This is a genomic window from Paraburkholderia sp. A1BS-2L (assembly GCF_051125205.1).
Lineage (GTDB): Bacteria > Pseudomonadota > Gammaproteobacteria > Burkholderiales > Burkholderiaceae > Paraburkholderia.
Genome location: NZ_CP120428.1, coordinates 2,607,736 through 2,631,623 on the forward strand (window position 1 = coordinate 2,607,736; position 23,888 = coordinate 2,631,623).

General features: G+C 64.6%; 22 protein-coding genes, 1 tRNA gene and 1 pseudogene. 15 read left to right on the top strand and 9 right to left on the bottom strand.

What is annotated here, in order from left to right; translation table 11 throughout:
• Positions 1-240 precede the first annotated feature (240 nt).
• The 4 genes from P5W98_RS11860 (at position 241) to P5W98_RS11875 (ending at position 4,686) form a co-directional block, all read left to right on the top strand.
• Positions 241-1,005 (top strand): response regulator, encoded by a 765-nt coding sequence (locus P5W98_RS11860; protein ID WP_421024695.1) that lies wholly within the window; start codon positions 241-243, stop codon positions 1,003-1,005.
• 12 nt (positions 1,006-1,017) lie between these two features.
• Entirely contained in the window at positions 1,018-2,583 is a 1,566-nt protein-coding gene (locus P5W98_RS11865) for a sensor histidine kinase (protein ID WP_421024696.1), read from the top strand.
• Between the two features lie 264 nt (positions 2,584-2,847).
• The gene (locus P5W98_RS11870; RefSeq protein ID WP_421024697.1) at positions 2,848-4,506 is read left to right on the top strand and encodes an MFS transporter; all 1,659 of its coding nucleotides are present in this window, start codon (positions 2,848-2,850) and stop codon (positions 4,504-4,506) included.
• A 103-nt stretch (positions 4,507-4,609) separates the two neighbouring features.
• Positions 4,610-4,686 (top strand) — tRNA-Met (locus P5W98_RS11875).
• A gap of 78 nt (positions 4,687-4,764) precedes the next feature.
• Here the strand turns inward: P5W98_RS11875 and iolG are convergent.
• From iolG to P5W98_RS11890, 3 genes and pseudogenes are all read right to left on the bottom strand, one after another.
• The gene (gene iolG / locus P5W98_RS11880) at positions 4,765-5,775 is read right to left on the bottom strand and encodes an inositol 2-dehydrogenase (RefSeq protein ID WP_421024698.1); all 1,011 of its coding nucleotides are present in this window, start codon (positions 5,773-5,775) and stop codon (positions 4,765-4,767) included.
• Positions 5,776-5,875: 100 nt separating this feature from the next.
• A complete protein-coding gene (locus P5W98_RS11885; protein ID WP_421024699.1) occupies positions 5,876-6,649 on the bottom strand; it encodes a TIM barrel protein in 774 nt (257 codons plus the stop codon).
• A 62-nt stretch (positions 6,650-6,711) separates the two neighbouring features.
• A pseudogene (locus P5W98_RS11890) lies at positions 6,712-7,731 on the bottom strand (sugar ABC transporter substrate-binding protein).
• A gap of 158 nt (positions 7,732-7,889) precedes the next feature.
• Between P5W98_RS11890 and P5W98_RS11895 the strand changes: the two are divergent.
• Together P5W98_RS11895 and P5W98_RS11900 are read left to right on the top strand one after the other, a co-directional pair.
• Complete coding sequence (locus P5W98_RS11895; protein WP_421024700.1) at positions 7,890-9,143, top strand: extracellular solute-binding protein; 1,254 nt, start codon at positions 7,890-7,892, stop codon at positions 9,141-9,143.
• Positions 9,140-9,535 carry a hypothetical protein gene (locus P5W98_RS11900; protein WP_421024701.1) on the top strand — a complete coding sequence of 132 codons (396 nt, stop codon included), beginning with the start codon at positions 9,140-9,142 and terminating at the stop codon, positions 9,533-9,535. The genes P5W98_RS11895 and P5W98_RS11900 overlap by 4 nt, the downstream gene beginning before the upstream one ends.
• A 79-nt stretch (positions 9,536-9,614) precedes the next feature.
• Here the strand turns inward: P5W98_RS11900 and P5W98_RS11905 are convergent, their stop codons facing one another.
• Together P5W98_RS11905 and P5W98_RS11910 are read right to left on the bottom strand one after the other, a co-directional pair.
• Positions 9,615-10,628, bottom strand: a complete 1,014-nt coding sequence (locus P5W98_RS11905) for a diguanylate cyclase domain-containing protein (protein ID WP_421024702.1) — start codon at positions 10,626-10,628, stop codon at positions 9,615-9,617.
• 113 nt (positions 10,629-10,741) lie between these two features.
• Positions 10,742-11,458, bottom strand: coding sequence for a FadR/GntR family transcriptional regulator (locus tag P5W98_RS11910; protein ID WP_421025265.1), 717 nt, complete (start codon positions 11,456-11,458; stop codon positions 10,742-10,744).
• 144 nt (positions 11,459-11,602) lie between these two features.
• Between P5W98_RS11910 and dgoD the strand changes: the two genes are divergently transcribed.
• A complete protein-coding gene (gene dgoD, locus P5W98_RS11915) occupies positions 11,603-12,751 on the top strand; it encodes a galactonate dehydratase (protein ID WP_421024703.1) in 1,149 nt (382 codons plus the stop codon).
• Between the two features lie 289 nt (positions 12,752-13,040).
• Entirely contained in the window at positions 13,041-13,340 is a 300-nt protein-coding gene (locus tag P5W98_RS11920) for a hypothetical protein (protein ID WP_421024704.1), read from the top strand.
• Positions 13,341-13,405: 65 nt separating this feature from the next.
• Here the strand turns inward: P5W98_RS11920 and P5W98_RS11925 are convergent, their stop codons facing one another.
• Positions 13,406-14,332, bottom strand: coding sequence for a copper resistance D family protein (locus P5W98_RS11925; protein ID WP_421024705.1), 927 nt, complete (start codon positions 14,330-14,332; stop codon positions 13,406-13,408).
• A 570-nt stretch (positions 14,333-14,902) separates the two neighbouring features.
• On the opposite strand from P5W98_RS11925, the gene P5W98_RS11930 reads away from it, so the two are divergent.
• From P5W98_RS11930 to P5W98_RS11945, 4 genes are all read left to right on the top strand, one after another.
• Complete coding sequence (locus P5W98_RS11930; RefSeq protein WP_421024706.1) at positions 14,903-15,658, top strand: c-type cytochrome; 756 nt, start codon at positions 14,903-14,905, stop codon at positions 15,656-15,658.
• A gap of 21 nt (positions 15,659-15,679) precedes the next feature.
• The gene (locus P5W98_RS11935) at positions 15,680-16,975 is read left to right on the top strand and encodes a c-type cytochrome (protein WP_421024707.1); all 1,296 of its coding nucleotides are present in this window, start codon (positions 15,680-15,682) and stop codon (positions 16,973-16,975) included.
• Between the two features lie 108 nt (positions 16,976-17,083).
• Positions 17,084-17,704: a PAQR family membrane homeostasis protein TrhA gene (gene trhA, locus P5W98_RS11940; RefSeq protein WP_421024708.1), complete on the top strand. Its 621-nt coding sequence runs from the start codon at positions 17,084-17,086 to the stop codon at positions 17,702-17,704.
• Between the two features lie 267 nt (positions 17,705-17,971).
• A complete protein-coding gene (locus P5W98_RS11945) occupies positions 17,972-19,618 on the top strand; it encodes a DEAD/DEAH box helicase (RefSeq protein ID WP_421024709.1) in 1,647 nt (548 codons plus the stop codon).
• 95 nt (positions 19,619-19,713) lie between these two features.
• Here the strand turns inward: P5W98_RS11945 and P5W98_RS11950 are convergent, their stop codons facing one another.
• On the bottom strand, positions 19,714-20,517 hold the full coding sequence (locus tag P5W98_RS11950; RefSeq protein WP_421025266.1) for a ferritin-like domain-containing protein: 804 nt from the start codon (positions 20,515-20,517) through the stop codon (positions 19,714-19,716).
• A 438-nt stretch (positions 20,518-20,955) separates the two neighbouring features.
• On the opposite strand from P5W98_RS11950, the gene P5W98_RS11955 reads away from it, so the two are divergent.
• Both P5W98_RS11955 and P5W98_RS11960 read left to right on the top strand, forming a co-directional pair.
• Positions 20,956-21,204 carry a hypothetical protein gene (locus tag P5W98_RS11955; RefSeq protein WP_421024710.1) on the top strand — a complete coding sequence of 83 codons (249 nt, stop codon included), beginning with the start codon at positions 20,956-20,958 and terminating at the stop codon, positions 21,202-21,204.
• A 21-nt stretch (positions 21,205-21,225) separates the two neighbouring features.
• Positions 21,226-21,423, top strand: a complete 198-nt coding sequence (locus tag P5W98_RS11960) for a hypothetical protein (protein WP_028217863.1) — start codon at positions 21,226-21,228, stop codon at positions 21,421-21,423.
• Between the two features lie 245 nt (positions 21,424-21,668).
• On the opposite strand, the gene P5W98_RS11965 is transcribed toward P5W98_RS11960, so the two are convergent.
• Entirely contained in the window at positions 21,669-22,049 is a 381-nt protein-coding gene (locus P5W98_RS11965; protein ID WP_421024711.1) for a hypothetical protein, read from the bottom strand.
• A 263-nt stretch (positions 22,050-22,312) separates the two neighbouring features.
• Here P5W98_RS11965 and P5W98_RS11970 point away from each other — a divergent pair, with 263 nt between their 5' ends.
• A complete protein-coding gene (locus tag P5W98_RS11970) occupies positions 22,313-22,999 on the top strand; it encodes an HAD family hydrolase (protein ID WP_421024712.1) in 687 nt (228 codons plus the stop codon).
• Between the two features lie 120 nt (positions 23,000-23,119).
• Here the strand turns inward: P5W98_RS11970 and ribB are convergent, their stop codons facing one another.
• Positions 23,120-23,839 carry a 3,4-dihydroxy-2-butanone-4-phosphate synthase gene (gene ribB, locus P5W98_RS11975; RefSeq protein WP_421024713.1) on the bottom strand — a complete coding sequence of 240 codons (720 nt, stop codon included), beginning with the start codon at positions 23,837-23,839 and terminating at the stop codon, positions 23,120-23,122.
• Positions 23,840-23,888: the final 49 nt, after the last annotated feature.

The window sequence follows — 23,888 nt, forward strand, 5'->3', positions numbered from 1 at the left end:
TGGTGACGATGCGCGCGTGCTTTTGCGCACATGCGCCTGAACGCAGACACTGTATAAAAAAACAGTAGTTTTGGCAAGCTCGTTTTTGGCCCTTAAACGCGCGCGCCGAAACCGCGAATTTTCGGAGACCGCCGCCCGACGCTGCCCGGGCCCGCTCCCTGCCGGGAGCGCTGCGCGCGCTGCACACCCCGCGCCGCACAAAACGGGCATCAAAGCGCTATGAGGGCGACGCTGGCGCACATGCGAATTCTCATTGCCGAAGACGACAGCATACTCGCGGACGGTCTCGTCCGATCACTCCGCCAGGCGGGCTATGCCGTTGATCACGTGCGTCACGGCGTGGATGCCGATACGGCCTTGTCGATGCAGTCGTTCGACCTCCTGATCCTCGATCTGGGCCTGCCGAAAATGCCGGGCCTCGAAGTGCTGCGCCGCTTGCGCGCGCGCAATTCCAACCTCCCCGTGCTGATCCTCACCGCCGCCGACAGCGTGGACGAACGCGTAAAAGGCCTCGACCTCGGCGCCGACGACTACATGGCCAAGCCGTTTGCGCTCAACGAACTGGAAGCGCGCGTGCGTGCGCTCACGCGGCGCGGCGCGGGCGGCGGCCCCACGGTCGTGCGCCATGGCGCGCTGGCGTTCGACCAGGTCGGGCGCGTGGCGCGCATCAACGACCAGGTGCTCGATCTCTCCGCGCGCGAACTCGGCGTGCTCGAAGTGCTGCTGCAGCGGCTCGGGCGGCTCGTCTCGAAGGAACAGCTCGTCGACCATCTGTGCGAATGGGGCGAGGAAGTGAGCAACAACGCGATCGAGGTCTACGTGCACCGGCTGCGCAAAAAACTCGAAACGGGCGGCGTGCGCATCGTGACCGTGCGTGGGCTCGGATATTGCCTCGAAAAGGAAGCGAATCCGGCAAACGCGAGCAACCCGGCAGACACCCCGGCGAGCCCCTCGGCAGGCGCCGCCGCGCCTCCCGCCATGCCGGCGAGCCACCACTACAAATAGCCAAGCGCCACGATGGCCGAGCCCGCTCCCGCCGCCCAGCCCGGCGCGCTCGACGACGAGGCGCGCGACGCCCGCTACGCCAACCCGTTCGCCCCGCCCGACGAGGCCGAAGCCGCCGCCGCGCGCCCCCGCTCGCTGTTCGGCGAAATTCTCGACTGGATGCTCGCGCCGCTGCTGCTGCTCTGGCCGATGAGCATCGCGGTCACGTATCTCGTCGCCAAGTCGATCGCCAACGGCCCGTTCGACCGCGCGCTCGAAACCGATGCCTATGTGCTCGCGCGCCAGATCCATCCGGTCAACGGCGTGGCGGAGCTCTCGCTGCCCGCCTCCACGCGCGACTTCCTGCGCGCCGACAACGTCGACAGCGTGTTCTACCAGGTGCTCGGCAGCCGCGGCGAACTGGTGGGCGGCGACCGCGAGATGCCGCTGCCGCGCGACGACGACCGCCCGCCCGCCGGCCTTGTGGAATTCCGCGACGACATGCTGCATGGCATCGATATCCGCGTGGCCTATACGACGGTCGAACTGCCGAATCTGTCGGGCTCGCAGCCCGTGCTCGTGCAGGTGGCCGAAACGCTCGACAAGCGCCGCCAGCTCGCCAACGACATCATTAAAGGCGTGATCCTGCCGCAGTTCGTGATCCTGCCGCTCGCGATCCTGCTCGTCTGGTTCGGCCTCTCGCGCGGCCTCGCGCCGCTGCATGCGCTGGAATCGAACATGCGCATGCGCCGCCCCGACGACCTCTCGCCGCTCGAAGCGCGGCGCGCGCCGCCCGAGATCGAGCCGCTCGTCACCTCGTTCAACGACCTGCTCACGCGCCTCGAACAGAACATGCAGCTGCAAAAGCGCTTTATCGCCGATGCCGCGCACCAGATGAAGACGCCGCTCGCGGGCCTGCGCACCCAGGCCGAGCTGGCGCTGCGCCAGGACGCAAGCGCCGAGGTGCACCGCTCGCTCGAGCAGATCGCGACGAGTTCCGAGCACGCCGCGCGGCTCGTCACGCAACTGCTCGCGCTCGCGCGCGCCGAAAACCGGATGACGGGGCAGATTTTCGCCCCCGTCGATATCGCCGATGTGGCCCGTCACGCGGTGCGCGACTGGGTGCAGCCCGCGCTCGCCAAGCAGATGGACCTCGGATACGAAGGTCCGGAGAGCGAAGCGAACGACGGCGATGAACGCGGCACGCAGGACCGCGCCGCACCGGTACAGGTCGACGGCAACCCCGTGATGCTGCGCGAGATGCTGTCGAACCTGATCGACAATGCGATCCGCTACACGCCCGCCGGCGGCCGCATCACGGTGCGCGTGCGGCCCGAACCCGCCGCGCACGTGGTGCATCTGGAAGTGGAGGACACCGGCATCGGCATTCCGGCAGCGGAGCGCGAACGCGTGCAGGAACGCTTCTATCGCATCCTCGGGCGCGACGGCGACGGCAGCGGCCTCGGGCTCGCGATCGTGCGCGAGATTGCCACGATGCACGGCGGCACGCTCACCATCGACGACAACGTCTATCAAGCCGAACCGCGTCTCGCCGGCACGCTCGTGCGCGTGACACTGCGTCTGCGCGACGGCAGCTGACGGCAAAACGGGCGAAAACCGGGATGGGACTTACCCTTAGCCAGCACCCGCCCGCCCCACATAAATCCGAAAGATAGAATCAATTGATCTGATTTTGACGACTGTTACACGCTTGTTGAGAGAAATTAGCAAACAATAGGCCATCCGGGTCGCGCCACAGTAAAGCGTCGCTGTCGTCAGAACCCCGTAAGTTTCCATTCCAATAATGCTCCGCAGGACCGCTCGCATGGCGGGCCCATACGCATATCAAAAATGGAGACACATATGGCAACCGTTGGCGGACAAGTCTCACACGCGCCGATGACCAGCGACGAAAAACGCGTGATCTTCGCGTCGTCGCTCGGCACGGTGTTCGAGTGGTACGACTTCTACCTGGCCGGCTCGCTCGCGGCCTACATCAGCAAGAGCTTTTTCTCTGGCGTGAACCCCACCGCGGGCTTCATCTTCACGCTGCTCGGCTTTGCGGCGGGCTTCGCAGTGCGGCCGTTCGGCGCGATTGTGTTCGGGCGCCTCGGCGACCTCGTGGGCCGCAAGCATACATTCCTCGTCACCATCGTCATCATGGGCCTGTCCACTTTCGTGGTCGGCTTCCTGCCCGGTTACGCGTCGATCGGCATCGCCGCGCCCGTGATCTTCATCGGCATGCGCCTGCTCCAGGGCCTTGCGCTCGGTGGCGAGTACGGCGGCGCGGCGACATACGTGGCCGAACATGCGCCGCCCGGACGCCGCGGCTTCTACACCTCGTGGATCCAGACCACGGCGACGCTCGGCCTGTTCCTCTCGCTGCTCGTGATTCTCGGCGTGCGCACGACGGTGGGCGAAGAAGCGTTCGCCACCTGGGCATGGCGCATTCCGTTCGTGGCCTCGATCCTGCTGCTCGCGGTGTCGGTGTGGATCCGCCTGCAACTCGACGAATCGCCGGCATTCAAGCGCATCAAGGCTGAAGGCAAGGTCTCGAAGGCGCCGCTCTCCGAAGCGTTCGGCCAGTGGAAGAACCTCAAGGTCGTGATCCTCGCGCTGATCGGCGTGACGGCGGGCCAGGCCGTGGTCTGGTACACGGGCCAGTTCTACGCGCTCTTCTTCCTCACGCAGACGCTCAAGGTCGACGGCGCGAGCGCCAACATCCTGATCGCGCTGGCGCTGCTGATCGGCACGCCGTTCTTTCTGTTCTTCGGCGCGCTCTCGGACAAGATCGGCCGCAAGCCGATCATCATGGCCGGCTGCCTGATCGCGGCGCTCACCTACTTCCCGCTCTTCAAGGCGCTCACGCACTTCGCCAACCCGGCGCTCGAAACCGCGACGGCGCGCGCGCCGATCGTGGTGATCGCGAACCCGGACGAATGCTCGTTCCAGTTCAACCCGGTGGGCACCTCGAAATTCACGAGCTCGTGCGACATCGCCAAGAGCGCGCTTTCGAAGGCGGGCCTGAACTACTCGAACGTGGCCGCGCCGGCGGGCACGCTCGCGCAGATCAAGGTGGGCGACACGACGGTCGACACCTATGACGGCAAGGCTGCGGGCGCGAAGGAAGCGGGCGCGGCGTTCGAGAAGACGCTCTCGGGCACGCTGAAATCGGCGGGCTACCCGGCCAAGGCCGATCCGGCGCAGCTCAACTGGCCGATGACCGTGGCGATTCTGACCATCCTCGTGATCTTCGTGACGATGGTGTATGGGCCCATCGCGGCAATGCTGGTGGAGATGTTCCCGACGCGCATCCGCTATACGTCGATGTCGCTGCCCTATCACATCGGCAACGGCTGGTTCGGCGGCTTCCTGCCGGCGACGGCCTTCGCGATCGTGGCGGCCAAGGGCGATATCTATTCGGGGCTCTGGTATCCGATCATCATCGCACTCGCGACCTGCGTGATTGGCGTTCTGTTCGTGAAGGAGACCAAGGATTCGGATATCTACGCGCAGGATTGATGCGCTGATGGAGGACCGGCGCGAGCCGGTTCCGAGAATCTTGAAAAAAGATGTCGATATGGGTTGACAGCTTCGGCCGGCGCCTTCATAATTCTTCTTCTTAGGCGAATTAGCTCAGCCGGTTAGAGCGACGGAATCATAATCCGCAGGTCCGGGGTTCGAATCCCTGATTCGCCACCAAATGCGAAAGCCGCTGTTCCGAAAGGGACAGCGGCTTTTCTGCTTTCGGCGGCCCATTCGCCCAAGGTTGGCACTTTTTCACAGTGCCGAGAGCATGTCCGGCGTGATTGCCACGGTCTTGCCGGTGTTCGCCGAGCGCGCAGCGGCCTCGGCGCACGCAAGCGCCACAATGCCGTCGCGCAGCGTCACGGGCATGGGAGCCTCATTCTCGACAGCATGGACAAAAGCAGACCATTCCGCTTCGTAAGCACGCATATAGCGCTCGAGAAAGAAGTAGACCGGTTTCGCAGATAGCGAGCCTTCGGGCGTGATCTTCTCCATCGTATTCTCAAGGACGTTCTTCGCCGACAAGAGGCCTTGTGAACCCAGCAGTTCGATGCGTTGATCGTAGCCATACCCCGCACGGCGGGAGTTCTTGATGACAGCGAGACGCCCGTCGGCCCACGCCAGCGTGACCGCTGCCGTGTCGAAATCGCCGGCGGCGCCGATCTCCGGATCGACGAGTGAGGCGCCGGTTGCCGTGATGCTCGAAGGCGCGCGGCCCATGATCCAGCAGGCGACGTCGAAGTCATGGATCATCATGTCGCGAAACTGGCCGCCGGAGGTTCCGATATATGAAATGGGCGGCGGCGCCGGGTCGAATGAGGTGATGGACAGCAACTCGGCCTTTCCGATATCGACAGCGTCGAACGCCTTCTTGAGCGCCGCGAAATTCGGATCGAAGCGGCGATTGAATCCGATCATCACGGGCCTGCCGGTCCTCGCCACCTTGACCTCGCATTGCAGCGCGCGTGCGAGTGCGAGGTCCACCGGTTTCTCACAGAGGACGGCCTTGCCGGCCGCCGTCGCGCGCTCGATGAACCCGGAATGGGTGTCGGTCGAGGAAGCGATGAGCACGGCGTCGATCGCCGGATCGGCGAGGATATCGTCGACCCGTCGAGCCTTCGCACCATATTGGCCGGCGAGCTTTTGCGCAGCCTCCACGCCGACGTCGCACACTGCGGCGAGCGTGCAGTCCGGGTGCGACTGGATTGATCTGGCGTGCACCTGTCCGATACGGCCGGCCCCCACGAGGGCAACGTTCAACATGTTGAATCGCTCCATTGATGTTTGACGGAATGATCGATCATTCGATCAGCGCTGGCTGGTTTCAACAGCATTTCCAGGCTGGATTGAAGGCTCTGCGGCATCAGACGGAAAAAGCGTTCCGGAAACGCCGCAGCGCGAGTTCGTCGTCGCCGCTTGCCCACGCCTCCATGGCGACCGTGCCCCGGAAGCCCGCCTGCGCCAGCGCGCGGGCGATCGCGGGATAGTTGATCTCACCCGTGCCGGGCTCGCAACGCCCGGGAACATCGGCAACCTGGATTTCGCCAATGAACGGAAGCGCGCCTCGAACCAGTTCGATCAAATTCCCCTCGCCGATCTGTGCGTGATACAAGTCGAGGTTCAGGCGCAGATTCGGGCTGTCGACTGCCTTCACGAGCGCCATGGTGTCCGCGGCGCGGGCAAACGGCACCCCCGGATGATCCACCGTCGTGTTGAGGTTTTCGAGGCAGAAGACGACCTTCGCGGTCTGGCCGAGTCGCGCCACGCGGGTCAGCGTATGCAATGCCGCAAGCCACATCGGTCCAGTCACGGCGGGCATCGGTTTCACGGGCATGCCATGGCCATCCAGACCCGTGCCGTGCAGATTCGGGCGGGGGCAACGCAACCGCCTCGCGGCATCGATCGAATGCGCCGCCGTTTTCAGCAGGGTTTGCGCGCCGCTCTCCGTAATCAGATCGCCTTCGATGTATCCCGTCATCGAAGAAAACGTCGCGCCGGTCTGCTGCAACTCCGTCAGGTCGTGCTTCGTCCAGTCCCAGATCTCCACCTGGAATCCGAGTTCGGCGATCCTGCGAACGCGCTCGACAAACGGAAGACTGCGGAAAATCATTTCCGCGCACACGGCCAGTTTAAACATAGGAATCCTCTAGAAATTCGTGATGCGCAAGCGGCCTGCGGGGCCGTGCGGCCGTGACGGGTTCAGCGGTATTGCCCGGCGTATTTCCCGACGAGACTGACGTTCTCACGCGTTACAAATCCGGGTCCGGTGTCGACACCATCCGCTGCGAAACGCGGAGTGAGTCCGTAGGTCCGGACACGTTGCTGAAACTTCGGATTGGCCTGCAGTGCAGCGATGGCCCTGCGGGTGTCTCGTGTACCGTCCTGCTTCATGAGCGCGAGCAGCGCAACCGGGATATAGCCCTGCAAATAGGGCTGCTGGTCGATCGCGAAAGCCACGACACCTGCTTCGATATCCTTAATGATTTCCGGGGTGATATCGAACATGGCGAACCAGATCTTGCCCGCCAGCCTCAGCTTGCGGATGGCACGCATCGCGGGCACGGCCGACGTTGGGCCCAGAGCCAGGACCGCCTGCGTGCCGGGTTGCTTATGCAACGCCGCGAACACCTTGTTTTCGACCTCGGTAGGATCGTTGCCGGTATCGAGCGTCGACTTCTTGAAATCGGCGCCGATCGCGTCCGCGAAGCCTCGGCAACGCTCGAAGGATTCGGGATTGGTCGCGTTGTTGTTGATGCACAGAAAGCTTTTAACGCCGGCAGCCTTGGCCCGCGCTCCGGCCCCCTTCCCTGCGAGATATTCGGGCTGACCCACGTGGAGCAGCGCGCCCAATTCCTTGTTCTGCTGCGCGGTTCCGGAATTGAAAGTGATGACAGGGATGCCTTTCCCCACGATTTTATTCACGGGACCGCGCACGACGTCGAAGTCGGCGATGGTCGTTGCGACGCCGTCGTAGTTGCGGGCGCTCGCCTAGTCAAGCAGATGAACCATGTCGGCGAGATCGCCATTCGGCGGATTGCGATAGTCCACCGTCACGCCGAAGTCTTTTTGCGCATCGGCAATGCCGTTTTTGACCACGTTCCAGAACGGGTCGGCATCGGGTGCATGGGACACGACGACGAACCTCACACCCGCTGCCGCCGCGCTCACGCTAAACGCCATGGTGGCCAACACAGCGATCAGCCTCGTTGCTCCTTTCATGCTCGTCTCCTTTCCGAATCACAGGTTGCCGGCTGGATTCCGGTCTGTACATGAATCGTATGGCGAGCGTCCCGCACGAGCTTCGCGGCAAAATAGCCATTCTGGTTATTTTCTTGTTTGTCATATAGTTATGACAGATTTCAGTCCCGGGAAGTGCCATGCATGCTGATGATCGGCTCGCGGCCATCGCCGTACTGGACCGCGCGGGCGAGATACTGCGTTCCGAACTCGGGGACGAAGCCCAAGCGATCTGGCCGGTCGTCTCCGCGCTCTTGCAAAACCATGCGCGTGACCGGCCGACGAGCATCACCGCACTCGCGGACCTGTCCGGCCTGCCGCGCACGAGCGCGCGCCGCATCATCTTCGGCCTGAAAGCGAAGGGCTGGATCGAGTTTCGCGCGATCACGGGTTCCGGCAGCCGAACGACGATCGTTCCGTCCAGTTGGCTGCTCGACCGTTTCGACCGGATCACCGAGCAGACGGTCCGCATGATCGTCGGTGCAACCGGCAACGGCTCGTTCGACAGTCTCGGTGCCATGAACCTCGACCGCGACACCGGTATTGCGTGGCCGCACGCCGCGACCGAAGGCTTTGACGATTCGATCGAGGTGACGTTGATCGCTTATGAGGACCCGGTATTCGACATCCTCAAACGCAACCGGTCCGACATCGAACGATTCGTTGGACATCGCATGCGGATGCAGACGTTCTCTCAAGCCGGATATCGCGCAGTGCTCGACAGGTCGCTCACCGATACATCCACGGCCGGCGGCACGACGCCGTTGCTCATCGCGATTCCGTTTCCGTGGCTTGCCAAACTGTGCGAGGACGCTCACCTGCTCGTGCTGCGGGGACTGCAAGCGGAAAGCAGCTTTTCCGGAGCCGACTTCTACGATGCCGTGTGGCAGGCAGGCTGGTTCGACGAGGAACTCTACGCGATCGCCCTGCAACCCACCGTCGACTTTCTCTGGTACCGGCAGGATCTGCTCGAAGCCGACGGACTCGAGCCTCCGCGTTGCTTCGACGATGTGCTCCGCATCGCGGCGCGCATGCATCGGCCTCGGCTGGGGCGTGCCGGCATCAGCTGGAACTCCGCCTCGGGACTGCCGCTCGCGGAAACGTTCCTGCAGATTCTCGGCGCACAGGGCGGCGTCGAGTTTGACGATGGGGTCCTGCAGGTGGATACCGAAACAGGCATGCAGGTCATCGAGTATCTGCGCGCACTGGTTCCCGTTTCGCCTGCGCACTCGAGCAGCGTGGATTGGGCGAGGAACGCCCGGCTATTCGGCTCGGGAAAAGCGCAATGTGTTACCACTGGTCAAACCGCTTTGGCGTGCTCGATAGTCACGCGCTCCTGCAAAAAGGCGGCCGCGTCGGACTGCAACTGCATCCCACCGGCACGCCCGGCATGACGCCCCTGTCACCCCTTGGCGGCGCACTGCTCGCCATTCCGCTGAGAAATTCCGAAGTCGCGGCGCGACGGGCGTGGCGGACCATCGAGACGCTGACGTCTCCCGAACTGATGAGATATTTTGTGCTTCACGGCGCCGCCGGCAGTGCCCGTCATTCCGTTGCGGAAGACCGCTATGTCCGGCAACGCAACCGTGTTGTCGAAGTGATCGACCGGCTCGCGAATGACAGGCAGATCCGCACGTTTCCTCCGGTGCCGTTACGGGGGTATCGGGGCATGATGCAAATCTTGAGCGATCATCTCGAGCCCTTGCTGCGCTTACCCGATCGGGACGTGCGCAAAACACTTCGCGCTCTCCAGCGTGCGTTGGCTCAGCAACGCTGTCGCCGCTGAAGCAGATGGCGCATGAGCGCAAGACCATGCGCAGCGTCGGCACTGCCGCTTTCGACACGATGCACAGGCATGTGCCGATTCACCCCATTGCCTTCCTTCCCCGCTTCGCCTCATACATCGCCTGATCGGCGTGATCGATCAGGCGGGTCATCTCCACGCCGTCCTCGGGCAGCAGTGCGAACCCCACGCTCACGCCGAGTTCGATCGGCCGCCCTTCGAACTCGAACGGCTCGCCCACTTTCTCCACGATGCGCCGGCTATGCGACTCGGCGTCCTTGCGCGAGCTGATGCCGGGCAGAATCATCGCGAATTCGTCGCCGCCCACGCGCGCGGCGGTATCCACCCGGCGGCAGTTTTTCACGATGCGCGCCGCCGTCTCCTTGATGGCCGCGTCGCCGGCCCGGTGGCCGTAGCGGTCGTTGATCGGCTTCAGGCCGTCCATGTCGAGATTGAGCACGCCCAGCCGGCCCTCCGAGCGCGTCGCCAGATCGACCGACTGGCGCAAGCGGTCGTAGAACAGCGCGCGGTTCGGCAAGCCCGTGAGCGCGTCGTGGGTCGCTTGCAGGTACAGCTCGCTCGTCTCGTGGCGCGCGGCATGGAACATCGCGGCCGCGATCAGGCCGGATATCAGCGAGAGCGCTTCGATATCGGCTTCGTCGAACGCAGCCACTTCGGGCGCCACCACTTTCAGCACGCCCACGGTGGTTTCCAGGTGCTTGAGCGGCGTGACGACCATCGAGCGCAGTCCCGCGCGCCGGCACGCTTCGCGATCCACGCGCGGATCGCTTTCCGAGTCGTCGCAGCGCAGGATTTCGCCGCTGCTCACACACAGTCCGGAGAGGCTCGTTTCGCGCGCGAGTCGCAAGCCCAGCATGTTCCCGACGCTGCCCGAGGCCGCGCGATACACCATCTCGTGGCCTTCAGCGAGCTCGACCACGGCGCCTTGTGCGCCGGTCAGCTCTTCGGCGCGCTGTGCGACGAAGGCCATCACGCCGCCGAGATCCAATCCCAGCTTCGCGATATCCGATTGCGCGCGGATGATTTCGAGGAGCGTTGCGTTGTCCAGGGTCGAGACGCCGGTTGAGATTTTCATTGCGACGAACGGTTGCGAAATGAGCCGGATGGCGTTGCGTGAGCGTGCCTGACAGCACTGAAAGGCAAAGGTCTGATCTATAACAGGATAGCAAACCCTCGCTGTCATGCCGCTCAGCCTTCGATGCGCTCGCGCGTCACGCGCAACAGCGCGGCCATCGCGGCGCTCGCCGCCTGCGCATCGCGCCGGCCTATCGCCTCGAACACCGTCGTGTGGTCGGGCAGCGCGGCGTTGAACACGTCCGCGCGTTTTGCGTTCACGCGCAACTGGCCTTCGAGCGTGCGCTCGATCAGCGTGCCGAGCGGCACCAGCAGTTCATTGCGGCACGCCGCCAGCACCGCAAGATGAAAGCGCAAGTCGGCGCGCACCCATTCGTCGACGTTGCGCGCTTCGGCCATTGCTGTGTGGGCGTTTGCAAGCCGCTCGAGCGCGAGGGCATCGTGGGCGCTCGCGGCCAGTCCCGCCGAGAACGGCTCGATCATCTCGCGCATCTCCTGGAGCTTGAGCGCGAATGCAAGCGGCGGCGCGACGCGCGCGTACCAGTCGAGCAAGTCGGCATCGAGCAGATTCCACGCTGTGCGCTCGCGCACCCGCGTGCCCACCTTCGGACGCGACTCCACGAGCCCCTTCGAGGTCAGTGTGCGCAAGGCCTCGCGCAGCACCGTGCGGCTCACGTCGAAGGCCGCCATGAGGTCGGCTTCGCGGGGCAGTATCTCGGCGGGCGCGTAGTCGCCGCGCAGGATCGCGCTGCCAAGTTCGAACGCCACCGTTCCATGCAGATCGCGCTGAATTGCCGTTCTCCCGAGGTTAAATCCGCTGCAAAAGCCCAGATACTGGGAGCTCACGCGAAATAATACTATTAATAGCACTTAAAGGCGATTTTTGCAGTAGCATGGGCTCCTCGACGCGGCGACAAGTGACGATGTGGCCGCGCGCCGCGCAACGATTAGCTTTGATGGGATGGGAGACCCCGCATGAAAATCACCAAGCTCGAAACCTTCGTCGTGCCGCCCCGCTGGTGCTTTCTCAAGATCGAAACGGACGAGGGCATCGTCGGTTGGGGCGAGCCCGTTGTCGAAGGCCGCGCGCACACCGTCGCGGCGGCGGTCGACGAACTCGCCGATTACCTGATCGGCAAGGATCCACGGCTCATCGAAGATCACTGGCAGGTGATGTATCGCGCGGGCTTTTACCGCGGCGGTCCCATCTCGATGAGCGCGATCGCGGGCGTGGATCAGGCGCTCTGGGACATCCTGGGCAAGCATCATGGCGTGCCCGTGCACGCGCTGCTCGGCGGCCAGGTGCGCGACAAGATCAAGGTCTACTCGTGGATCGGCGGCGACCGACCTAGCGACGTCGCGAACAACGCGCGCGCCGTGGTCGAGCGCGGCTTCAAGGCCGTCAAGATGAACGGCTCGGAAGAACTGCAGATCATCGACACCTTTGACAAGGTGCAAGGCGTGATCAACAACGTCGCGGCGGTGCGCGAGGCCGTGGGACCGAACGTCGGCATCGGCGTGGACTTTCATGGCCGCGTGCACAAGCCGATGGCCAAGGTGCTCGCGAAGGAGCTCGACCCGTTCAAGCTGATGTTCATCGAGGAGCCGGTGCTTTCGGAGAATGTCGAGGCGCTGCGCGACATCGTCAATCAGACGAGCACGCCGATCGCGCTGGGCGAGCGTTTGTACTCGCGCTGGGATTTCAAGCACATCCTCGCGGGCGGCTATGTGGACATCATCCAGCCCGATGCTTCGCACGCGGGCGGCATCACCGAGTGCCGCAAGATCGCCGCGATGGCCGAGGCCTACGACGTCGCGCTCGCGCTGCATTGCCCCCTCGGGCCCATTGCGCTCGCGACATGCTTGCAGATCGATGCGGTGAGCTACAACGCGTTCATCCAGGAGCAGAGCCTCGGCATCCACTACAACAAGGGCAACGATCTGCTCGACTACATCAGGAATCCCGAGGTCTTCAAGTACGAAGACGGCTTCGTGTCGATTCCGCAAGGCCCGGGTCTCGGCATCGAAGTCAACGAGGAGAAGGTGCGCGAGATGGCGAAGACGGGACATCGCTGGCGCAACCCGGTGTGGCGTCACGAGGACGGCAGCGTCGCCGAATGGTGATTTCGATGCAAACGCGCGTTACGTGACGCGCTCGTTACGGTGCGTTTCAGCGCCGTAACGTTTGAGGCCGTTTTGCGGCCCAAACGCTGCAACATGCCTTCGGGCGGGTTCTGCGACTGGCGCTTTCGCACATGGCGAAGGCGCCTGCAGATGCCCGTCACGCAAGGCTCTGCGCGCTTCGCATTCTGCCCGCGCGCCATCTGCGGCGCCATCTGGCCCTCGCTGGCCTGCTCCTTGCTGAATTCCCTGCGGCACTCATACCCGCCCTACACCAGCCGCAGGGATTCACATGGAAGCAATGCTCCCCGACTATCTGATCCGCGAGCAGGCCGCTGTTGGCGCTTTGTTCGTTTTTGGCCTGATGCGCGTGATCGCTGCCGCCGTCGCGTGTACGCGCGGCTGGCGCATCCTCGTTGTCGAGCAGAGCCTGATCGGCGTCGCGATGCTGTGGTGCGCGCCGCAGCTCGTCGAGCTGATCGCTCATCCGTCTTCGGTGCTCGCGCTCGCCGAACTCGAAGGCAAGGCCATCGGCTGCGCCATCGCCCTCTTCTTCTCGCCAATCCTCAGTCACCGGCTCGGCTACGAATGATGCGGCGCTAGCGCTCGAACGAAGGCGCACGCGCAATCCGCGAGCGCCATCTTTGGTCCGGCGTTTCAGCCCTGAAACACATAGCCCGGCACACTGTGCCCGAGCACGGCCGCGACGACGAGCACCGCCATCATCACCAGCGCTTCGAGATGCAGCACGTTGACGAAACGGCGCGCCGCGACCGTCGATGCCGCGCGGCGCAACTCGGGCATCGCCACGACGCGGTTAAAACCGCCCAGCAGCATCGCCAGCACGACGAGCGCGAGCTTGGCGATCAGCACGTGGCCCCATGTGCTCGTCATGAGCACATGGGGAGAGCCGCCAGTGCCGCGCAGCGCATTGAACACGCCCGTCGCGAGCACGAGCCCTACGGCGAACAGCGCCACATTCGACACTTGCCCTGCCGTGCGGATCAGCACGCCACGCGCCGTCGATGCGCCGAGCGCCGGCAGCACGGCCAGCCCGCCGGCCATCACGATGCCGCTCCATGCGCTCGCGCTGAGCACGTGCAGCGTCTGCACGCCGAGCGCCGCCGAAGCGAAGCCGGCATCGGCGGCATGGCCGAGTCCCGCGCGCCCGGCGGCCGTGGCGATGAGCGCGAGCCACAGCACGCCGTCGCGCGCCGCGCTGGCCGGCATCAGCGCCATGGCGGCCACCACCAGCGCGCCCACGAACGCAACGCTCCACGCGTGGCCCACGTGCGTTTGCGCGAGCACCGTCGGCACGACGCTATATGAGCCGGGCAGCGTCCCGCCGCTGATCGACGCGCTTTCATACAGCAGCCACATGACGAGCGCGATCACGAGCACGAGCGAGCCCGCTCGCAGCGATGTTTGTGCACGCAGCCACGCGGGTCGCGCCGGCGCGACCGCACTGCGAGCATCCTTCTCGAGCCATGCGCCATAGAGCGTCGAGCCCAGCGCAAACGCATAGGCGATGTTCACGAGGGCGGCCATCGCGACCTGCCCGATCCACAGCCAGTCAGCTTTCATCGGACCACGACCTCCCGGCATTCACGACATACGGGGAGCGTGGCGAGGTCCGCGGCACGCGGCTGCGGCATCGAGTGAGAAAGTGCAATTGAAGTCATCGAGACGAGTGGCAAGGAAACAACAAGAAAACAAGGTGGAATCAGATCAGCATCGACGCTGGCGCAACGATGCATGCATGCCGGTCGCGCGCTTGCATGCCATTTCGCGACGCGCCTGCTTCGATAGCCTCCACGCCGATCGGTTCAACCGCGGGTTCAACCGCGGGTTCAACCGCGAACATGCTGCGATCCCGATGCGCATGGCATGCAGTGCGGCGCAAGCAGGGTCAATCCCGAGTCGCGGATCGGCCAACAAGTGCAGAATCATAACCGGCGGCGTTGCGGCTCTCTGCCGCAATCGCGTTCGGGCAAGGCCTGTGCAGGCGACTCGATAGCACGCGTGGCAAATAGTCACTATCAGGTCGCGATGATAGAATCTGCTGCGTCGCCGCGGCGCGCACGGTGTTTGGTTTCAAGCGCGCGCAGCCTACAAGCCGGGTCGTTCGAAGCCTGGTCAGGTCCACGATAAAGAATGGAGTCGCGCGTGTCCCCAAGACGTATCTCCAGACCGCTCAATACGCTCGCCGCGCCGCTGTTGGCCGCCTTGCTGTTCGGCACGGCCGGTATCTTCAGCGCAGCGTCCGCCCAGACCCCGCAGCCCAAAGCCCCCGACACGATTGCAGCGCGCGTGCAGGGCTGTACCGCGTGTCACGGCACGCACGGCCAGGGGACCGACAACGACTACTTCCCGCGCCTCGCAGGCAAACCGGCGGAGTACCTGTACAACCAGCTGATGAATTTTCGCGAGGGTCGCCGCAAGTACCCTCCGATGAATTATCTGGTCACGTATCTCTCCGACGACTACCTGCACGAGATCGCGACGTACTTCTCGCAGCAGCGGCCGCCCTACCCGCCGCCTTCGAGGTCGGCGGTCGCCGAAAGCACGCTCAAGCGCGGCCGCGAAATCGTGCTGCATGGCGACCCGGCAAAGCAGGTGCCCGCGTGCGCGGCCTGCCACGGCGCGAAGCTCACCGGCATGGAGCCCGCCATTCCGGGCCTCGTCGGCCTGCATTCGGATTACATCAGCGCGCAGATCGGCGCCTGGCGTTCGGGTTCGCGCCACGCCAAGGCACCCGACTGCATGCATGAGATCGCCACGCGCCTCACGGATGACGACGTGAACTCGGTCGCTGCCTGGCTCTCGACGCAAAGCGCACCGCAAAATCCCGTGCCGGCACCGGCTGGCTCGTTGAAGACGCCGCTTGCATGCGGCAGCGAACCGCAATAAGGCGCCGGGGGAGACAGCCATATGAACCGCAAGTCCCTGTTCGCACTTTCCGCAGTCGTCGTCACCGCTGCCGCCGCGCTCGTGCCGGTGCTGTGGACCGGCACCGACTTTCTGCGCAACAGCTCGGCGCAGGCGGCCACGCCCGCCGACCAGTCCGAACTCATCAAGAAGGGCGAGCTGCTCGCCCGCGCCGGCGACTGCGTGGCCTGCCACACGGTGCGCGGCGGCAAGACCTTCGCGGGCGGCCTGCCGATGGCGACGCCATTCGGCACGCTCTATACGCCGAACATCACACCCGACGACAAGTACGGCATCGGCAAATGGACCGCCGACGACTTCTATCGCGCCATGCACACAGGCCGCTCGAAGGACGGCAGCCTGCTCTACCCGGCCTTCCCGTTCACGAGCTACACGAAGGTCACGCGCGCCGACTCGGACGCCATCTACGCGTACCTGCGCTCGGTGGAGCCGGTGAACGTGCCGAGCCGCCCGCACGAGCTCAAGTTCCCGTTCAACAACCGCAACCTGCTGATCGGCTGGCGCACGCTGTTCTTCCGTGAAGGCGAGTACAAGGCCGATCCGACCAAATCGGTCGAATGGAACCGCGGCGCGTATCTGGTCGAGGGCCTGGGCCACTGCGGCATGTGCCATACGTCCATCAACATGATGGGCGGGCCGGTCAACTCGTCGGCGTTCGCGGGCGGCCTGATCCCGCTGCAGAACTGGTACGCGCCGTCGCTCACCTCGAGTGAAGGCGGCCTCGGCGACTGGGACATCAAGGAGATTTCGAGCCTTCTGAAAACCGGCGTCTCGGAACGCGGCGCGGTATTCGGTCCGATGGCGGACGTGGTCCATAACAGTCTGCAATATCTCCCCGACGACGATATCCAGGCGATGGCGACCTATCTCAAGACGATTCCACAAAAGAAGGAAGCGCCTGAGAACATGCAGATGGAAACGTCCGAAGCGTTCGGAGGCGAACTCTTACAGCAAGGTCAGAAGATCTACCATGACCAGTGTGCAAAGTGTCACGCGGAAAACGGCCTCGGCATGCCGCCGAACTTCCCGCCGCTCGCGAACAATCAGTCGATTCAGATGAAGTCGGCGGTGAATCCGATCCGCATGGTGCTCAACGGCGGCTATCCGCCCAGCACGCAGGGCAATGCGCGCCCCTATGGCATGCCGCCGTTCGCGCAATCGCTGTCCAATCAGGAAGTGGCGGCGGTCGTGACGTTCATCCGCATGTCGTGGGGCAACAAGGGCACGCCGGTGTCCCCGCAACAGGTGGCCGATCTGCGCTCCGCGCCGCTCGACTGACGCTCGTTTGTTATAGTGGCGTCTGCCTGATAAAGGGCGCAGCCGGCAAAACGCCGCCGGCTGCGCCCTTCGCTATTGTCGGGGCAAGAAGAACAAGGAGTAGCCGTCATGAACCCGGGTGAGCGTCTGAACAGCGTTACGCACCTCCTGGGCGCGCTGCTGTCGGTCGCCGGGCTGGTTTCGCTCGTGACGCTCGGCGCGCTCGATCACGATGCATACAAGGTCGTGAGCTTCGCCGTCTACGGCGCCATGCTGTGCGCGCTGTACACCGTCTCCACGCTGTATCACGGCGTGCGCGGGCCGCGCCTCAAGGCCGTGCTGCAAAAGTGCGATCATGCCGCAATCTATCTGCTGATCGCGGGCAGCTATACTCCGTTCTCGCTTGTCACGTTGCGCGGGCCGTGGGGCTGGTCGCTGTTCGGCGTAAGCTGGGGGCTTGCCGTGTTCGGCATCGTGCAGGAACTCACGATCGGGCGCCGCACGCGCAAGCTCTCGATGGTGCTGTACGTGATCATGGGCTGGCTCGCGCTGGTCGCCGCCGGGCCGCTCATCGGCGCGCTGCCGGCAGCCGGCACCGCGTGGTTGCTGGCAGGCGGCATCATCTATAGCGGCGGCATTTATTTTTTCGTCAACGACGAGCGCATCCGGCACGGACATGGTATCTGGCATCTGTTCGTGCTCGCCGGGAGCGTCTGTCAATTCGTGAGCGTCGCGGCCTACGTCGCATGATGCGCCGCCGGCGCATTCACCGGACGCACACAGGGCGCGCGTTGCCCATACGAAGACCATCGCGCGGCGGCCGCAGTGTCCGCGGCTGCGCGATGCAACTTTACGCCAGCCGGCGGGTCTGCATAGACCGCCGACACCCGGCGCGCGCACTGGCGCGCCGTCCGAATGAACGCGAGCGGGCGCAGCCGCATCTCGCGCGCCGCGCCGTGCTGTTGCCTCGGCCAGCAGCGCCTTGCCGCTCGCGCCACTGCAATACAACAGGTCTTTATGTCTTTTGATTCTCTCGGCTTGTCCGAACCGCTGGTCCGCGCCGTCAACGAACTGGGCTATACCACGCCCACGCCCATCCAGCTGCAAGCCATTCCCGCCGTGCTGAACGGCGGCGATCTGCTCGCCGGCGCCCAGACAGGCACCGGCAAGACCGCCGGCTTCACGCTGCCCATCCTGCAGCGCCTGTCCGAGATGCCGCCCGCCGCTTCAGGCAAGCGCGTCGTGCGTGCGCTCATCCTCACGCCCACGCGCGAGTTGGCCGCCCAAGTCGAGGAAAGCGTGCGCGCCTACGGCAAGTATCTGAAGCTCAAGTCGACGGTGATGTTCGGCGGCGTGGGCATCAATCCGCAGATCGACGCGCTCAAGCGCGGCGTGGACATCGTGGTCGCGACGCCGGGCCGCCTGCTCGATCACATGCAGCAGAAGACCATCGACCTCGCGCATCTCGAAATCCTCGTGCTCGACGAAGCCGACCGCATGCTCGACATGGGCTTCATCCACGACATCAAGCGCGTGCTCGCGAAGCTGCCCCCAAAGCGCCAGAATCTGCTCTTCTCGGCCACCTTCGCCGACGAGATCAAGGCGCTCGCCGACAGCCTGCTCGACTCGCCCGCGCTCATCGAAGTCGCACGCCGCAACACCACGGCGGAAACCGTCGCGCAGAAGATCTACCCCGTCGATCGCGACCGCAAGCGCGATCTGCTCACGCACCTGATCCGCCAGCACAACTGGTTCCAGGTGCTCGTGTTCACGCGCACCAAGCACGGCGCGAACCGCCTTGCCGAGCAACTCACGAAGGACGGCATCAGCGCGCTCGCGATCCACGGCAACAAGAGCCAGTCGGCCCGCACGCGCGCCTTGAGCGAGTTCAAGGACGGCACGCTGCAGGTGCTCGTGGCCACCGACATCGCCGCGCGCGGCATCGACATCGACCAGTTGCCGCACGTGGTCAACTTCGACCTGCCCAACGTGCCCGAGGACTACGTGCACCGCATCGGCCGCACCGGACGCGCGGGCGCGACGGGCGAAGCGGTTTCGCTCGTGTGCGTAGACGAGCACCAGCTTCTGAAGGACATCGAAAAGCTCATCAAGCGCGCGGTGCCGCAAGAGGTCATTGCGGGCTTCGAGCCGGATCCGAACGCCAAGCCTGAGCCGATCCTGCGCCGTGGCCAGCAGCAAGGCCGTGGGCAGCGTCAAGGGCAAGGCCAGGGGCGCGCCGCGACAGGCAATGCCGCGGCGGCCAAGCCCGCACAGGGACGTGACGGACGCGACACGCGTGGCGGCAACCGCGAGGGTAGCCGCGACGGGAACCGTGCTCAGGCGGCCAATGGCGGTGGCAATCGCGCCAACAGCGGTGGCAATCATGGCGGCAACGGCGGTGGTAACGGCGGCGGCCAGCGCCCGGCCAAGCCCGCCGCGCCGAATGGCGTGCGCACGGCCAAGCCGGTGAAGCAGCAAAGCGCGAATCATGGCGCGTCGGGCAGCCGCGGCGAGCACACGCGCCGTGAAAGCCAGCGCGGGGTGTCGCATGAAAGCGCGCTGGGACGCCCGCAACGCAAGCCGCAATCGAATCCGGGCGCCCTGCTTGGCGGCCGTCCGGGCGCCAGCTCGCGCCGCGACGGCAACGGCCAGCGCGACCGGTAATCGCCGTTAGTCGCCGGAGGTGCAAAGGCCCGCTGTTTAGCGGGCCTTTTTCTTTTCAGCCTGGCTTCATGCCAGACGAGCGGCGAGACGGGGCTTCAGCGGAAGAACACGTGCTGCGTGATCTTCGCCAGCGGATAGTGCACGCCAGGCTGAATTTTTGCGGGAATATCGAGCGGCTTGAGCAGCATTTTCACGCACATATCGGCGGAAAGATTGTGGCGCACGAGCTTGTTCACGCGCGCCGTCAGTTCGCGGTTGTAGGCGAGATCCTTCACACGGTCGGGATAGCGAACCGCGAACACGTGACGCAACGCAATCTCCGAGTCCTCGTTCTTGATCTCCATTACACGACGCATGAGCGCGCCGAGCACGGCGAGGCGCCCATGGCCTTCGACCTGGTTGTACTTCTTGAAGTAGCGGAAAAAGTGCTTGTAGTGGCGCACTTCGTCGCTGCGGATGTTGTCGGTGATCTCCTTGAGCACCGGCTCGTCCGAGCATTCGCCGATCGCTCGATAGAGCGTGGCCGTGCCCGTCTCCACCACGCAGCGCGCGACCATTTCCAGCGCGCGCGTACGCTCGAACTCCTCGAAAGAGCAGGTCTTCGAATACTCTTCGATGAAGTTTCGGAACGCCGTGTCCCAGTCGAATTCGGGCCAGACGTACTGGATGTAGGTCTTCAGTGCGCGGCCATGCTGAAGCTCCTCGTGCTCCCACTCGTTGTTGAGCCACTCGGAGACTTCCGGGTCGCCGTTGAAGAAGATGCTGAGGTTGCTCGTGTACAGGTCCGAACCGCTTTCAATGAACGACGACGCGCAGAGCAGCAACAGCAGGTCTTCGTTGGTACGGGCACGCTGACAGTCGATCCGCGTGAGGTCGATATCTTCGATACGCCAGGGCATCACGTGGCGAGGCTCGGTGTTGTTGCGCATTCTGTCTTGCTCCAAAGCGGCCCCTTTTCGCGCAGCACGCCACCGGAGTGGCAACCCGGTCTTTGCCGGTCCAGCATTTGCGCCGCGTGGTGAAAGGCACCAGCCGTCATTACTTCATCTTAGATCTTGTTTCGCGAAGCTGCAGTCTGAGAGCACAGACCAATCCCGCTTACCGCAGTTCCAGGAAGAGTCGACTTGTGAGGCGCTTGCGAGTGCATTTCATGCCCTGATCAGACGCCAAGGCGCGTGGCCACGGGCGCTCGGCGACCTTGCGCCGCGTGCTCAGGCCCCGTCCCGCACCCGCACATGCGCCGGGCGCCCATCGCCGCGCTCTCCCGCACTGCGGCAAGAACTTGAAGTGAAATCAAGGATCTGCGCGCACAGCTCGACCGCCGCAGCAGACGCGGAATGTCAAACAGAAAATTTTCGGAGAGTGATTTGTACAACGCAGGGCAGTTGACTACACTCCAGTTCCCCGGCGTCGATCCGGGCTGGATGCTGTTTGCGTTGTTTGTCGCTACTTTGCAGAATTCGTGGCGCACGACAGCAAACGGACCGCTCATCTGGCACCCAGGTCGCGCCGTTGCAGGCTTTCGCTCACGCCCACCGCATGATTGTCGTCACGCCGCCCAGCGGGCCGCGATTGATGACCTCTGATGCGGCAACATGGAGAGAACGATGCTGAGTCCGCATGAATTCGCCACCCTGCTGCTAGTGAAGGACGCCCCCAACCAGATCGACATGGAACGCGAAGAACTGGACGCCCTCCTCGAACGACAGCTCGTCCAGTTGGAGCGCCTCGCTTCCGGTCTCCAGCAGTGGCGACTGACAGAAATTGGCGACTCCGCGTTGCGCGCCATCAAGCGCTTTTCATAGCGGAACCGGCCTGTGGCGCTCGCGCGCAGGCCGGCCTCATCTCGCTGATGCCTCGCTAATCTTTCTCGACCTGCGCGGGCGCCGGAATCGTCCGCCAGCGAGATGAGTCGAGACCTTCCCCGATGCAGGCGCACGGCTGTAGACGTACGCCTGCAGTGCATGGTCACGCGGACCCGCGCGCTTCATGCCCGCGTGACCATTTTTTTCGCGCCTGCGCAGACGAAGGATGCGCCGCTACGCTGCGCTCAGCCCCCGCGCAGCGTAGGGTCCGCCGATGCGCGCCATGACAGCGCAAGGGCGCGCTGATCGTTCAGATACGTCACCCATTGGTCGCGCGCCTGCGCGTTCGCGCCCGCACCGTGCGCGGCGTACTGCTGGGCAAGACCGGTCTGGAAGCTGCAGAACTGCGCCTGCGGCAGCTTGCCGTGACGGTTCGCCACCCAGGCGTCGTAGACGGCCGAATAGACGGCCGGCGTATCGGCGCCAAAGTCGGCTTGCTGAGCGCCGCACATCTGCTGCAATTGGGCGAACGGCGGCGCGCTCCCGCCCAGTAGCCCAAGCGCGCCGGCGCATCCGGCACACCCGACGGCCAGCACCGCTGCACCGATCGTTGCAAGTCCACGCATAGCCTTCCCCTCGTCTTTATTCGCCTGGTGCTACTGATTTCCGTCGGCTTCGACGGCGTTCGGTCACGCTGGCTATTGTCGCATCGCGCAGCGCGCGCCACACTCTCGCCGCGCAGACCCGTACCTCTCCCCGGAAAGTCGGCAGGATGGTCGCCACGGCAGCAAAAGCACGTATCATGATGTTTTCAACCTTCCCGTCTTGCCCGGCCACCCGTGCTGCGTCTGGCCCGGCCACCCCGCTTTTCCGCCCTTTCGTCTTGCGCATGATCGACCATCTCATCTGCGACTGCGACGGCGTACTCGTCGACAGCGAAGTCATTGCCGACCACGTCCTCTTCGATACGCTCAGCCGCACGTTTCCCGGCATCGACTTCCGCGCCGCCGTGGCCACGGCGTTCGGCCAGCAGACCTCGCGCTTTCTCGCCGATGTCGCGGCGCGCTTCGATCTCACGCTGCCCGAGCATTTTCTCGAAACCATCGAACACAACTGCGAAATCGCCATTGCAGAATCGGTGAGCCCGATCAATGGCGTGCGCGACGCGCTGCGCCAGCTCGCGCTGCCTGCCGCCGTGGTGTCGAACAGCCGGCTCACGCGCGTGCGTGCCTCTGTGCGGCGCGCCGGGCTCGATGCGATCTTCGGCGAGCGCATCTTCAGCGCCGAGCAGGTCGAGCGTCCCAAGCCTTATCCGGACGTCTATCTGCACGCGGCGCTCGCGCTCGGCGTGGAACCGGAGCGCTGCCTCGTCGTTGAGGACAGCCTCTCGGGCCTGAACGCCGCGCGCGCGGCCGGCATGAAGACGATCGCGTTCGTCGGCGCGAGCCATATCCCGTCGGGCTATGCCGACGTGCTGCGCGAGATGGGCATCACGCGCATCATGAAGCACATGGACGAACTGCCCGCGCTCGTCGAGTCGGGCGTACGCGGGGAATTCGGCGATCAACAGTCCTAGCCGCTTGCCTGCGCGCGTGCCGTAACGCGGCGCGTGCGCAGAACGGCAAACGGCGCGTGAGCCATCTGGCCCACGCGCCGTTTTCACTACCAAGCCCGGATCAGCGATGAGCCAGGCGCCTTATGCAGGCTCGGCGCAGCGCTCGCGCGCCTGCGCGAGCGACTCACGGAACGCCACCAACTCGGCGATCGTCAGCATCGGCAGGTTGTGCAGCTTCGCGAAATCATCGACCTGCTGGCCGCGCGCCATGGTGCCGTCCGGGTTCATCAGCTCGCACAGCACGCCGGCGGGCGCGAGGCCCGCGAGCACGGCCAGATCGACGGTGCCTTCGGTGTGGCCGCGGCGCGCCAGCACGCCGCCCGGCTGCGCGCGCAGCGGAAACACGTGGCCCGGGCGCACGATGTCGGCGGGCTGCGCGTTCGGGGCGATGGCGGCGCGGATCGTCGTCACGCGGTCGGCTGCGGATACGCCCGTGCTCACGCCATCGCGCGCCTCGATCGACACCGTGAACGCGGTGCGATTGCGGCTCTCGTTGTGCGCGACCATGGGCGGCAGTTCGAGCGCGCGCACCTTCTCGTCGGACAGGCACAGGCACACGATGCCGCTGCATTCGCGGATGAACAGCGCCATCGTCTCCGGGGTAAGACATTCGGCAGCCAGCACCAGATCAGCTTCGTCTTCGCGGTCATGGTCGTCCTGGAGCACGACCGGACGGCCTTCGCGCATGGCTTGCAGCGCGGCGGCGATGCGCGGCGGCACCGGTTCGGTATCGAGCAGGGGAAGATCTTCGATGGCGTCGAGCGGCGACTCGACAAATACTGCGTTGCGGGTAAAGGACATGTGAAACGCTCCTCGCAAGAGTTGGGCGAAAAACGTTTCAGGGCATTGC